The sequence below is a fragment of the Butyrivibrio sp. MB2005 genome, assembly GCF_000424285.1.
Classification (GTDB): domain Bacteria; phylum Bacillota; class Clostridia; order Lachnospirales; family Lachnospiraceae; genus Butyrivibrio.
On the sequence record NZ_AUJP01000005.1, the window covers coordinates 111,856 to 124,766 of the forward strand.

The following is a 12,911-nucleotide window of genomic DNA, read 5'->3' on the forward strand; positions in this document are numbered from 1 at the left end:
CAGCTGCGCTGACACCTTCTTCATATTTTGGAAGAAGGTTATTAAATATTTTCAGCTTATACGCGATATTTTATACATCAAGTTCAGCATCTGTAGCGTGCTGATGAATGAATTCTCTTCTGGGCGGAACTTCGTTGCCCATAAGAAGCTCTGTCATGTGTGAAGCCATCTTGGCATCCTCAATCTCCACTAGACGCATCATTCTGTTCTCGGGATCAAGTGTGGTCTCCCACAATTGCTGAGGATCCATCTCACCAAGACCCTTATATCTCTGAAGAGTGAAAGGTCCTTTGTGAGTCTTACGATATTTTTCAAGGGCAGCATCATCATAGAGATACTCTTCCTTGCCCCTTGAAGGCATCGCCTTATAAAGAGGAGGCATAGCTATATAAACATGACCCTCAAAAATCAGCTCAGGCATAAATCTATAGAATAATGTCAAAAGCAGTGTTGCGATATGTGCACCGTCAACGTCCGCATCGGACATGATTACAATCTTGTCGTAGCGAAGCTTACTGATATCAAAGTCATTACCATATCCCTCTGAAAATCCGCATCCAAAGGCGTTGATCATGGTCTTGATCTCAGCGTTTGCAAGGATTTTATCTATGCTGGCCTTCTCAACGTTAAGGATTTTACCTCTTATGGGAAGAATAGCCTGGAATTCACGGTTTCTTGCCATCTTGGCACTACCACCCGCAGAATCTCCCTCTACGATGAAAATCTCACATTTTGAAGCATCCTTACTGATGCAGTTTGCAAGCTTACCATTGGAATCAAAGGAGTACTTCTGCTTGGTAAGAAGATTGGTCTTAGCCTTCTCCTCAGTCTTTCGGATCTTTGCAGCCTTCTCAGCACAGCCGATGATTGATTTAAGGACTTCAAGATTTCTGTCAAAATATCTTGAAACCTCATCACCTGTAATCTGTGATACAACCTTGGCTGCATCCTGGTTATCAAGCTTGGTCTTGGTCTGTCCTTCAAATCTGGGATCCGGATGCTTGATACTTACAACAGCAGTCATACCGTTACGTACATCTGCTCCTGTGAAGTTGTTATCCTTTTCCTTAAGAGTACCGATGCCACGTGCATACTGATTGATGACATTGGTAAACATGGTTTTAAAGCCGGTGAGGTGTGTTCCACCTTCGGCATTATAGATGTTATTACAAAATCCAAGAACATTTTCATGGAATTCGTTGACGTACTGGAATGCCACATCAACAGAGACGCCGTCCATCTCGCCGCTAAAGAAAATAACGTCTGTGACAGCTTCTTTTGATTTATTCATATCACGAATGAAACCGGTGATGCCTTCTGGCTCGTGGAATTCAATATATTCCTCTGTACCCGGTCTGTCGTCGATATAGATGATTGTAAGCTCCGGATTAAGATAGGCAGTCTCATGGAGACGTGACTTAATATCCTCCTCACGGAATCTGGTTTTTTCGAAAATCTCAGGATCAGGTAAAAATGAAATGGTGGTTCCATGTTCTCTGGTCTTACCAACGGGTTCAAGAAGTCCGTTTTTAAGCTCAACAGTGGGAACACCTCTTTCATATGCATCCTCATAGATATAGCCGTCAGTTTTAATCTGAACTTTCAGCCATGTGGAAAGTGCGTTAACAACGGATGAACCTACACCGTGAAGACCACCACTGGTCTTATAGGCAGCATTATCAAACTTACCGCCTGCATGGAGCATAGTCAGAACCACTCGCTCTGCTGTCACTCCCTTGGCATGCATACCTACAGGAATACCGCGACCGTTATCCTCTACGCTCGCGCTTCCGTCCTCATGAAGTGTTACAGTGATCTGACTGCAATGTCCTGCAAGATGTTCATCCACTGCGTTGTCTACAATTTCATAGACAAGGTGATTGAGACCTCTTGTGGAAACACTTCCGATATACATTCCGGGTCTCATTCTAACCGCTTCGAGACCCTCCAAAACTGTAATGCTCGACGCATCATAGTTGTTACTTATTGCCATAAAAATTACCCAACCTTAAAACTTTTTCCTCTGTATCAGAAACAATCTGATTAAATATGAATTTTCCTGGAGCAAGCTATTGCCAAAGCTCCGGGACCGATATGACAGGATACAACAAGTGAAAGGGGATCAAGATGCATATCGAATCCGGGGAATGCAGCTTCTACTTCACTCTTAAACTCGTTTGCCTTATCAAGATCGTATGTATAAGCACCCGCAAGGTGTACGTCCTTCGCATCAAGACCGCCGAAACGATTCTCAATATCGGACATCATTGCATTAATCATGATGTTTTTGCCCTGATTGGCTGTTCTGGCCTTGGCAAAAGCATCCAGCTTCTCGCCCTGAATCTGAAGTACGGGCTTAAGCTTTAATAAAGTTCCCAGAGCAGCTGCTGCAGGTGTGATTCTTCCACCCTTTTTAAGATAGTAAAGAGTATCAAGCATGATATAAATACTTGATTCAAACTTCACCTCTTCAAGCTTATCTTTAATCTCTTTGCCGGACATGCCCGCATCACGGAGCATTATGGCATCAAGAACGGACTGCCTCATGGTAACTGAAATTCTCTGATTGTTAACGACGAAAGCCTTCCCCTCATAATCGTCTGAAGCCAGCATTGTAGCTGTCTGACATGAACTTGAAAGACCAGAGCTGAGAGGAATATAAACTATCTCATCATATTCCTTAAGGACCTTGTCCCAAAGTTCAAGAAGATTACCGGGGCTCGGCTGACTTGTGGACACGTCCGCACCGTCAGCAAGTTTTTGGAAAAACCATTCCTGAGTGAGATTAACACCCTCTAAATATTCAACTCCATCAATCATAAATGGTGTGGGAATAACAATGATACCGAGAGCTTCCCCATCTGCAGGCATGATGCCGCTATTTGTATCTGTTATGATCGCAACTTTTGACATATTTCCTCCAAGTAACCATTTGTCACTTCAATAACACTATATGTTGTATTATATCATTACATACTCTACTAAATTTTACTTTTATAAAGCCGTAAAGTCAAATGAATTCGATACTGCCCACTGTTTTAAAGGTGCATTTTCATCAAGAACAAGATCGGGATCTTCCTTTAAAAGTCTGTCCACATAAGCAGCAGCTTCTTTTATCAGCGCAGCATCCTGGTAAATATCAGCTACATGGAAGGACATTTCACCGCTTTGCCTTATTCCGAAAAGATCACCGGGGCCTCTTTGCTTAAGGTCCTCTTCAGCAATAAGGAATCCGTCATTTGAGTGATTCATTATCTCTAATCTGTTCTTTGCTTCTTCTTTTCCTGAGGTATTTATGAAAATACAATAGCTCTGATGCTTACCTCGTCCGACTCTTCCTCGCAGCTGATGGAGCTGAGCAAGACCAAATCTCTCGGAATTCTCGATCATCATAACTGTGGCATTAGGCACATTAATACCTACTTCAATAACCGTTGTAGAAACAAGGACATCGATTTCACCCTTAGAGAACTTATCCATAACACTGTCTTTTTCGGAAGGCTTCATTTTTCCGTGAAGAAGACCAATTCTTAAATCAGGAAGCGTGCGCTTAAGCATTTCACTGTAATCAGTGACATTCTCAGAAGAACTGTTCTCCCCCTCTTCTATCATGGGACAAATTACATAGCACTGCCTTTTTTGCATTACCTGATCGTGTATGAATTTATAGGCTGTAGGTCTGTATTCTTTTCCTACAACGCAGTTCTTAATAGGTATTCTTCCGCCAGGCATCTCATCCAATACAGAAACGCTAAGGTCTCCATAAAGAATAATAGCAAGAGTTCTTGGTATCGGCGTTGCACTCATTGCGAGAATATGAGTATTAAAGCCCTTTTCTGAGAGCTTCTCTCTCTGTTTTACGCCAAATCTGTGCTGCTCATCTGTGATAACCAGTGAGAGCTTATTGTAGCTTACTTTTTCCTGTATAAGCGCATTGGTCCCAACAATACAGTTGCACTCACCGCTTTCAATAATTGCATAGGCTTCACGCTTCTCCTTTGCAGTTAGTGAGCCAACAAGAAGTACCGGTTTTAAAACAAGATCGTAATCCTTAGCCATTTTTACAAAGGATTCATAATGCTGTCTTGCAAGAACCTCTGTTGGAGCCATAATCGCACCCTGGTATCCGTTTGCAGCTGTAAAAAGAAGAGCCATAAAAGCAAGAATGGTTTTACCGGAACCAACATCACCCTGAATAAGCCTGTTCATTACGTGAGGCCCCATGAGGTCCGACTTTATATCATTCCAGATAGACAGCTGTTTCCCTGTAAGCTCATAGGGAAGATTTGAAAGAAGCTTATCAATCTCTCCCGATTCACTATATACATAGTCATTAATTGACTCTTCGGATTCTCTTTTAAGGAATCTGATTTTCAGGATAAACTGCAGTATCTCATTAAATGCAATTCTCCTTCTGGCCACAGTAAATTCATCCATATTGGCAGGAAAATGAATCTTCCTCACAGCCTCGGAATAGTCCATTAGATTAAGCTCACGCTTCATGCTCTGTGATAAAGCATCTTCAAGATAAGGAGTTGCACCTATAGCCTGGGTTACTGTCTTTATCATCAGCTGATTGGACAGACCCTTAACAAGAGGATATTTCGGCTGCATGGTACCCATGATTTCGAGATAGTCTTCATACTTATACATTTTGGGCTGTTCCATTACAAAGTGATTACCCTTTTTCTGCACCAGTCCTCTGAAAACATAAAAGGTCTTAGCCTTTATGTTATTGACCATGTAAGGCATATTGAAATATGTAATGTTCATCTCACCTGTTGCATCCGAAGCTTTAAAAGCAAGTATGCTTAAGTTTCTTACACGCCTTACAGCAACCTTCCCTGCCATCGCAACTCTTACCGCACAGGTCTCGCCTTCTGTAAGATCAGCAACATTAATTACAGGCCCGCAGATATCATAATCTCTTGGAAAATAATTAAGGAGATCTTCTACAGTTCTTATTCCGCACTTTTCAAAAAGGGCGCTGCTTTTATCGCCAACGCCCTTTAAAGATGATACATGTTCAATTAAAGATGGATTTTTCACCTTCAAAATTTTACTCCGCACTCACAATATAGTAGTAAATCGGCTGTCCGCCATACTGAACTTCTACATCACACTTAGGGAACTTCTCAGAGATGCGATCACTAAGTACATTTGCTTCGTCTTCGTTAATATCTGAACCATAGTAGAGACTGATAAGCTCTGTTGAATCATCAGCAATCTTCTCAATCATCATGGCTGTTACATCATCAATGCTACTGCCTACACCAAGAATTCCGCTATCGCCGATTCCCATGTAATCGCCCTGCTTGATTGTAACATCATCAATCATGGTATCTCTTACTGCATAAGTAACTTCACCTGTCTTAACAGTACCGATTGCATCGATCATAGCTGCTTCATTATCCTCAGCCGGAATATCAGGAATGAAGTTGATAGCTGCTGTGATACCCTGAGGAACTGTCTTTGTAGGTATTACAACGATCTTCTTATCAGAATCGTTATCTTCCATCATTACCTTAGCCTGGTTAGCAGCAAGAATAATGTTCTTGTTGTTAGGAAGTACGAAAACTGTATCTGCATTAACCTTGCATGCTGCATCATAAATATCAGCAGTGCTGGGATTCATGGTCTGACCGCCTTCGATAACGTAGTCAACGCCAAGACCTCTGAATATCTCTGCAAGACCATCGCCTGCACATACAGCTACAAATCCCATCTCTTTATGCTCAGTGGGAACCTCGGGCTCCTCTGCAGCAGCCTGGCTGCTTACTGTTCCATCCTTAAGCGGGATGTCATCACCTGCACTGTATGTAGGTGTTGCTTCAGCTGCGCCATTAATTTCTGTTTCTATCTCTGCGTACTCACCACTTTCATTCTCATGGAAAAGCTTCTCGCGGTGTTCCATTCTCATGTTATCAATCTTCATGTTGGAAAGCTGACCATACATGAGTGCTCTCTGAATAGCAAGTCCGGGATCATTGGAATGTACATGAACCTTACAAATCTCGTCATCAGCAACCATTACGATACTGTCACCGATTGACTCAAGAAATGCCTTGAAATCCATTTCCTGCTTGATATTTAAAGGCTTGCTCAAAAGTACGATAAACTCTGTACAATAGCCAAACTTAATATCAGTCTCAAGCTCTGCAGCAACCTGCTTCTTTGATACAGGTGTAGCAGCTGCTTCATCAACCTTGTAATCAACGTCTCTGCCCTGATAGAAATCAAGAGCGCCCTTGAGAACCTGTACGAGTCCCTGTCCGCCTGAATCTACAACGCCTGCCTGCTTTAGAACAGGAAGCATCTCAGGAGTCTTAGCAAGAACTTCATCTGCGTATTTAATGATCTCTTCAAAGAAAGGACCAAGGTCTGTAGCGCCTTCCTTAGCAAGCTCAGAAGCCTTCTCACTGGCTCCCTTAGCTACTGTAAGGATTGTACCTTCCTTGGGCTTCATAACTGCCTTATAAGCAGTCTCAACAGCTTTTTCAAATGCAGCTGCGATAATCACAGCATCAAGCTCAGAATAATCTCTGCATCCCTTTGTAAATCCTCTAAGCAGCTGAGAAAGAATAACACCTGAGTTACCTCTGGCACCTCTCATGGCACCTGAGTAAATGTTCTTACAAAGTGTAGCCATATCCACATCATCCGACAGCGACTGTACATCCTTAGCTGCTGACATGATGGTCATTGTCATATTGGTACCTGTATCTCCGTCAGGAACGGGGAATACATTAAGCTCATTGATCCATTCTTTTTTTGCATTCAAGTTGCTTGCGCCGGCAAGAAACATTTTCTTAACCTGTGACGCATTAATTGTGTTACTCAAAGTTAAGCCCTCCTTGATCAATCGATGACGCGAACGCCCTCGACAAAGATATTTATCTTTTCTATTTCAAGGCCGGTGAATTCCTCAACCTTGTATTTAACATTATCAATAAGATTATCAGTTACAGCAGAAATGCTAACGCCATATGCGACGATAACATGAAAATCAAGAGTAAGCTTTCGTCCCTGGCCTACAGAAACTCCGATTCCTCTCTTGATATTATCCTTTTTCAAAAGACTTACAAGTCCGTCTGCTACGTTAACGTTTGCCATGCCAACTATACCAAAGCATTCATTTGCAACGGCACCGGCATACTGAGCGATAACTTCATTGTCGATAGCAATATTCCCCATATGGGTATTTATTGAAGTAGACTTCATTCCACACCTCCATTAAATTGCATACATAAAATGATTATACAGTAAGCAGTCGTAAAATGGAACACGAATTTATCTTGTGAATTTTCCAAGAAAAAAGGACTCACCCGTAAGTGAATCCTTAAAATCTTTCTTACTTAGAACGGATTATGCACGCTCAACTTTTTTAGATCTGAGACAGCTTGTACATACATTCATTCTCTTTGAGCCGCCTTCAACCTTAACAGCAACCTTATGTACGTTTGCATTCCAAACTCTATTTGTTTTTCTATGGGAATGGCTTACGTTGTTACCGAAATGAACGCCCTTGCCGCAAACTTCACATTTAGCCATTTTGACACCTCCTTATAAGCCATATTTTAAATCAAATGCTACAGCGGATAATCAACAAATAATAAATTTACCCGCAACATGAGATATATTAACAGATATTATAAGAAAGTGCAAGTGAAAATTTAAATATTTATAATTTCCTGTAACCTTATGCCTTCATATAAGAATCATACTGTCTTAAAAGAACATTATATTCCTGATTAATCAGGTCACACATCTCATGATCACCGCGAAGATTATCCGGATGATATATCTTCATAAGATCACGATAGCGCTTCTTAAGAGAAAGAAGTGAATCTACCCCTGTAAAGAAAATCTCTGCACGGTGATATTCATCTTCCCTTATGTAACCCTTCTCCTGTTCAAGCTTCTTCCACTCACGCTCGATTTTCTTCTTATCGGTGTTGAGCTTATCAAAACCATCCTTCAGGATCTCAATCTGCTGATCAAACAGAGCCTGCTCATCCTTAAGCTTCTGCTTATCGTGCTCAAGCTTACTTCTCTCGCGCTGGATGCTGGTTCTGAAGTAGCCTACTTCCTTCTCAATCTCGGCCACCTTCTTGTCAACCATTGCCTGTTCCTGCTCGAGGCGCTGACTCTCTTTGTAAATCCAGAGCTTCATCTCAAGAAGCTCTTCCTCCGTCGCAACATCAATACGTTCTTCACTAATGAACTTTTCCATACGGAACCCCCTATACTAACTATGAAACTCAGGTTTCATCCTCAGGAAAAGCGATACTTTCAGCCTCCTCGTCGCTCATAATATCGCTACCTTTGTTTAAGAAACGATCGGCTATATCAGGAACGAGATCCAGTACCTTGGTAACTGCATCCTGATTCTTGATGTTTACAAGCTTTGTCTGACCGTTTTTAATTACAAGAACTGCGCTGGGTGACATTTTGGCTGCAAAACCGCCTGCACCGGAGTTCTTTTTATCACCATCGCTTGCACCTGCACCTACACCAAAGGACACATCCACAAGCGGAAGAATGATCGTATCACCGACCTTTGTAGCTTCGCCAACTACAGTCTTAGAACCAAGCATAGTATTCATACCATGCATAAGTGAATCAATAACACCATTAAAATTATGCTCTGCCATAAAACTCTCCCCTAAGTTATGAATTAAGTATCTTCTTAAATCGTCTGATGGTCTTGCGTACGTCCTTATTAAAATAAAGAACCGCAGCAGCCCATACTATCGTAACAAGTCTGATTCTACCTTTGATTCTGACAGATCCGGCTATCACGGGATTCTCAAAATCAGGTGTTATATATACCTTACCTGCAAGTATGGGATAAAGTATTCCGTAAGCGGCGAAAATATCTGCCGTCGCAGTGGGATCACTCATACCTACACGCAGATTAATGTTGCATTTCCTTGGAATGATCATCTTCAGAACTCTTAAAACCTGCTTCTTGGAAACATTAAAAGCTCTTTTAAAAATATCATTTTCAAGCGTTTTCTTAACCATGTCTATCTTAGCATAAATGCTAGATATTGTACATTTAATTTTTTGATACACATTTTGTGGTGTTTTTATAATTTGAACCACAATATCTTTTATTTTCTTCAGTACGTCGAGGAAGCTTTGCTTTTCTTCCTCCTCTTCATCATCAAAATTTTCTTCTGATGAAGCGTCATTTTCACGTTCTGCGCCATCCGGGTTCGAATCATCATTTTCTGCAGAGCTATCACTATCTTCTATATCGGTATTTTGAGTTTCATCCTGAACTTCGTTTTGAGATTCGTCCTTAGACTCTTCTTTTGACGTTTCTGCATCACTTTCCGGCTGTTCTGATTCAGATTCTCCGGATTCCTGATTTTCAAAGCCCTCTTCCATTTCGTATGGAAGCTCCTCTTCAAACTCCTCTGTGGTGTCCTCATCTTTATTTTTGCCGGGGAAAACCTTGAAAAACAAAACCTTTACGGTAAATTCCATATCCTTTGGATATTCGATATAACCTCTTACAAGATGCATAAGAAAATTGAATCCTGCTTTTGCCTGTATTCGATCCTTTAGCTTGTCTACTTCTGTTTCCAGGTTGGTCTCTTCAATATCAGCGTTTACATAGTATCTTATGGGCACAAATAATAGCAGCAAAAGAACTACCAAAACCACCGCCAGGATCACAAGAAGTACAATCCCTATTATTTTTAAAATTGTCAGAAAAAGTGACATCTTATTCCCCCAAAACTGTGTTTAAGTATCCTTTCAAATCGCCTTCCATACCACAGGCTGATGCCTCCTCGCTTATCTTTACAATCAGATCAAAGGCTTCTTCTCGACTCCCTGCTATTCCGTAAACAAAAGCAGGATGCTTTTTATAGTATTTCTGTTTCAAAAACGCACAGTGAGTAATTTCAAGTTGGTCCGCTTCATTGGCAGCAGCTGTTATAACATAAATAAGGAGCTGCCCTGCGCCATGTTTGAGCTTCCACTTAACCTTAGCGGAATTTTTTATGGATTCACCCACATATAAATTTTTATAAAATCTGCAATATCCGCGTATTGACATATATTTCCCTCGCTAAGTTCTCTCAGCTAAAGTATTTATCAAAAATCCTCTTAGCTATGGGCACGGCGAATTCACCACCTGACCCTGCGTTTTCTACTATTATGGTAACAGCAATTTCAGGATCCTCATAGGGTGCAAATCCCGTAAACCAGGCATGAGAATCAGATGTTGAATCCTTGAACTCGGCAGAGCCGGTCTTTCCTGCTGCAGTATAGGATAATCCCTTTAGCTTTGAAGCAGTTCCCTTTTCTACAACTTCATGCATAAGATCTCTTAAAAACTCAGCTTCTTCTGAGGTTATGAGCTGCTTAGTCTCATCTTCATAAAAACTCTTAATGACTTTTCCTTCATCAGAAACAACTCTGTCCATTACCCGAGGCTTTACAAGGCTTCCTCCATTTGCAATAGCCGAAGTGATAAGGTGCATATGAAGCGGCGTAACCGTAGTTTTTCCCTGACCTATTCCAAGCTGCATGATATCGTTATCGCTAAGACCCTCATTGCAAATTGCTGATGACTTTTTGTGGTTCATATCCCAGGGAAGTTCACTTCCAAACATAAGCCCGGACAAAGTGCTGTTAAAAGAGTTCCTGTCCAAAGTTATAGCCATATTTGCAAAGGATGAATTACATGACTTTGCAAAGGATAAAGGAAAATCAACGCTTCCGTGGCTCTCGCCATGAAAACAGTTTATGGTATTGCCCTCGTATGTAAATCTGCCGTTACAGCTAAAGTGATAATTCTTGTAGTTATCACCATTTTCTCTGAAATATTCAAGAGCAGTAACTATCTTAAATGTGGATCCCGGAGGATAGAGTCCCTGTGTCGCTCTGTTTAGGAGCTGGGTATTGTCTTCGTCTGTAGTCATTGATACCCATTCCTTATCAAGGTTATTGGGATCAAAGTCAGGCTTTGAAACCATAGCAAGGATTTCACCTGTCTTAACATTTGAAACGATTACCGCTCCTTTATGGGCAGAAAGCGCCTCATAAGCAGTTTCCTGTAGTCTTGTATCGAGGGTTGTATAGAGACTGTCTCCCGGGAACTTTTCTTCATTCTCATAGGCATTAGCTTTTGAATTAATGGAGATATTGCTGTTTATCAGGTAATAGTTGGCCATATCTTCAATTCCGCTTCTTCCATGGGATGAAAAGCCCACGATATGAGCGAAAACTTTTTCGTAAGGATACTCTCTTACTTCTTCGCCTTTATCATCCTTTACAGTTCTCGCCAATATCTTGCCATCTGATGAATAAATTGAACCTCTGGAATTCTGCTTTTTCAAAAGAGCCTGATGGGTATTATAGCTGTTATCCATCATCTCCTGCTTATTAGAAAAAGAAAATACACAGATATAGCTTATCATTACGGCAAAAAGCACAATAAAAGCAGAGCCGATAAAGACTATGGAATATAGATTTTTATTTGTAGTTTTACTGTTTTTTTCAGTCTGATTTTCTTTGTCCATTATTTACGGCCTTATTTCTATAGGCTGCCTCTTTCTTTTTCTCTAAATAATCCTGGTACCTCTCATCGCTCCTGACAAGGCACTCGCCCTCAATAAAAGCAAACATAACTATGGATACCAGTACAGAAGTTCCGCCATAGCTAACAAGAGGAAGCGTCACTCCTGTAAGAGGAATGAATTTTGAATTTCCTCCCGCTGTAAGGAACACCTGAAAAATATACGTGACTCCAAAACCAAGACAAAGGAGTCTTCCAAAATCATTTTTAATCTTGTAGGCTTCACGTAATACCATTACAAAGGTTGATATACAAATCGCAAGAAGGCAGCAGGCAAAAATTATGCCAAGCTCCTCTGAAATCGCTGCGAAAATAAAGTCTTCCTCAACGTAGGGAATAGATGTGGGATTACCCCCATAAAGCCCCAGTCCAAAAAGTCCTCCGCCGCTTATTGCAAAAAGTGACTGTGCTATCTGATAGCCCCCTGTTTCGATATCAGCCCACGGATTGATAAATGCTGCAACTCTGACCTGAATGTGAGGAAAAAGCTTGTATGCTACGACACTGGCAAGTCCTCCAAAGGCAAAGCCCGAAATAAAGTACAAAGGATTCCCGGTTGCCACAAGAAGAATGCACATATATACCACAAAGTAAATAAGCGCACTTCCAAGGTCTTTTAATAAAACAAGAATTATCACATGAGCAGCAGCAAGCACAGAACAAATAGCTACGTTCTTAAAATTTGTCTTCATAGACAGGACTGACGCCGCAAAAAATACAAAGAAAAGCTTTACAACCTCTGTAGGCATAAAGGAAATGCCGGCGATTCTGAAATTGATTTTTGAGCCATTGGTTACAGTTCCATATACCAGAAGCACAGTCAGCAAAATAAGCCCCGCTGCTGCAAAAACGTAGCCCATCTTTTCTAAAATCTCTAATCTGAATATTATCTCAGGAATAAGCAGTGCGATAACTATTGAAACCGATGCTATCATGAACTGCTTGATGCCCTTCCAGTAAGAAACTCTCGTAATTACCAGCATCCCAACCATCAGCATAAAACACATATTGTGAATAATAAGCCTGTTTCCGTCAGGATATATCATCTTATACAGTGAAATGGTTGTGAGGATTACAAGGGTTTGGATTGCAAGAAGAAGCAAATACCGCTTACTTCCCGTCTTTGCGATTATCTGAATAAAGCAGGCAAATTGGGTAAGAAAAAGAAACGCCGTCTGAAAACCGTAGATCCATCCGCGTCTTTTTTCTCCTTTATAGACAAATACCAGGAAGCTGAAAAATGTATAAGCAAGAATACATCCCCCAATTACATACTTGGCTATTTCAGATAAATAAAAATCAAGTATCCCCAAAC

At 41.0% G+C, this 12,911-nt stretch carries 12 protein-coding genes; all 12 read right to left on the minus strand.

Going from position 1 to position 12,911, the window contains the following annotated elements:
- Window positions 1-70 precede the first annotated feature (70 nt).
- The 12 genes from G610_RS0103010 to G610_RS0103065 all read right to left on the minus strand — a co-directional run bounded on the left by G610_RS0103010 (window position 71) and on the right by G610_RS0103065 (window position 12,909).
- The gene (locus G610_RS0103010) at window positions 71-1,993 is read right to left on the minus strand and encodes a DNA gyrase/topoisomerase IV subunit B (RefSeq protein WP_026523594.1); all 1,923 of its coding nucleotides are present in this window, start codon (window positions 1,991-1,993) and stop codon (window positions 71-73) included.
- 50 nt (window positions 1,994-2,043) lie between these two features.
- Window positions 2,044-2,913 carry a DegV family protein gene (locus G610_RS0103015; protein WP_026523595.1) on the minus strand — a complete coding sequence of 290 codons (870 nt, stop codon included), beginning with the start codon at window positions 2,911-2,913 and terminating at the stop codon, window positions 2,044-2,046.
- Window positions 2,914-2,994: 81 nt separating this feature from the next.
- The gene (gene recG, locus G610_RS0103020; protein ID WP_051197575.1) at window positions 2,995-5,049 is read right to left on the minus strand and encodes an ATP-dependent DNA helicase RecG; all 2,055 of its coding nucleotides are present in this window, start codon (window positions 5,047-5,049) and stop codon (window positions 2,995-2,997) included.
- A gap of 10 nt (window positions 5,050-5,059) precedes the next feature.
- Complete coding sequence (locus G610_RS0103025) at window positions 5,060-6,805, minus strand: DAK2 domain-containing protein (RefSeq protein ID WP_051197577.1); 1,746 nt, start codon at window positions 6,803-6,805, stop codon at window positions 5,060-5,062.
- Between the two features lie 53 nt (window positions 6,806-6,858).
- On the minus strand, window positions 6,859-7,221 hold the full coding sequence (locus G610_RS0103030; protein WP_026523598.1) for an Asp23/Gls24 family envelope stress response protein: 363 nt from the start codon (window positions 7,219-7,221) through the stop codon (window positions 6,859-6,861).
- A 144-nt stretch (window positions 7,222-7,365) separates the two neighbouring features.
- Window positions 7,366-7,551: a 50S ribosomal protein L28 gene (gene rpmB / locus G610_RS0103035; RefSeq protein WP_026494616.1), complete on the minus strand. Its 186-nt coding sequence runs from the start codon at window positions 7,549-7,551 to the stop codon at window positions 7,366-7,368.
- A 148-nt stretch (window positions 7,552-7,699) separates the two neighbouring features.
- A complete protein-coding gene (locus tag G610_RS0103040; RefSeq protein WP_026523599.1) occupies window positions 7,700-8,233 on the minus strand; it encodes a J domain-containing protein in 534 nt (177 codons plus the stop codon).
- 28 nt (window positions 8,234-8,261) lie between these two features.
- On the minus strand, window positions 8,262-8,654 hold the full coding sequence (locus G610_RS0103045) for a GerW family sporulation protein (protein ID WP_026523600.1): 393 nt from the start codon (window positions 8,652-8,654) through the stop codon (window positions 8,262-8,264).
- Between the two features lie 16 nt (window positions 8,655-8,670).
- Entirely contained in the window at window positions 8,671-9,735 is a 1,065-nt protein-coding gene (locus tag G610_RS0103050; protein WP_026523601.1) for a hypothetical protein, read from the minus strand.
- Window position 9,736: 1 nt separating this feature from the next.
- Window positions 9,737-10,072 carry a hypothetical protein gene (locus tag G610_RS0103055; RefSeq protein WP_026523602.1) on the minus strand — a complete coding sequence of 112 codons (336 nt, stop codon included), beginning with the start codon at window positions 10,070-10,072 and terminating at the stop codon, window positions 9,737-9,739.
- 22 nt (window positions 10,073-10,094) lie between these two features.
- Window positions 10,095-11,540 (minus strand): peptidoglycan D,D-transpeptidase FtsI family protein, encoded by a 1,446-nt coding sequence (locus G610_RS0103060; protein ID WP_026523603.1) that lies wholly within the window; start codon window positions 11,538-11,540, stop codon window positions 10,095-10,097.
- Window positions 11,518-12,909: an FtsW/RodA/SpoVE family cell cycle protein gene (locus G610_RS0103065; protein ID WP_026523604.1), complete on the minus strand. Its 1,392-nt coding sequence runs from the start codon at window positions 12,907-12,909 to the stop codon at window positions 11,518-11,520. Before G610_RS0103065 ends, G610_RS0103060 begins: the two co-directional genes overlap by 23 nt.
- Window positions 12,910-12,911 lie beyond the last annotated feature (2 nt).

What these genes read in the sequence shown, in the direction of transcription:
- G610_RS0103010 (WP_026523594.1), bottom strand. Translation starts at nt 1,993, where the DNA reads ATGGCAATAAGTAACAACTATGATGCGTCGAGCATTACAGTTTTGGAG.
- G610_RS0103015 (WP_026523595.1), bottom strand. Translation starts at nt 2,913, where the DNA reads ATGTCAAAAGTTGCGATCATAACAGATACAAATAGCGGCATCATGCCT.
- G610_RS0103025 (WP_051197577.1), bottom strand. Translation starts at nt 6,805, where the DNA reads ATGTTTCTTGCCGGCGCAAGCAACTTGAATGCAAAAAAAGAATGGATC.
- G610_RS0103030 (WP_026523598.1), bottom strand. Translation starts at nt 7,221, where the DNA reads ATGAAGTCTACTTCAATAAATACCCATATGGGGAATATTGCTATCGAC.
- rpmB (WP_026494616.1), bottom strand. Translation starts at nt 7,551, where the DNA reads ATGGCTAAATGTGAAGTTTGCGGCAAGGGCGTTCATTTCGGTAACAAC.
- G610_RS0103040 (WP_026523599.1), bottom strand. Translation starts at nt 8,233, where the DNA reads ATGGAAAAGTTCATTAGTGAAGAACGTATTGATGTTGCGACGGAGGAA.
- G610_RS0103045 (WP_026523600.1), bottom strand. Translation starts at nt 8,654, where the DNA reads ATGGCAGAGCATAATTTTAATGGTGTTATTGATTCACTTATGCATGGT.
- G610_RS0103050 (WP_026523601.1), bottom strand. Translation starts at nt 9,735, where the DNA reads ATGTCACTTTTTCTGACAATTTTAAAAATAATAGGGATTGTACTTCTT.
- G610_RS0103055 (WP_026523602.1), bottom strand. Translation starts at nt 10,072, where the DNA reads ATGTCAATACGCGGATATTGCAGATTTTATAAAAATTTATATGTGGGT.
- G610_RS0103060 (WP_026523603.1), bottom strand. Translation starts at nt 11,540, where the DNA reads ATGGACAAAGAAAATCAGACTGAAAAAAACAGTAAAACTACAAATAAA.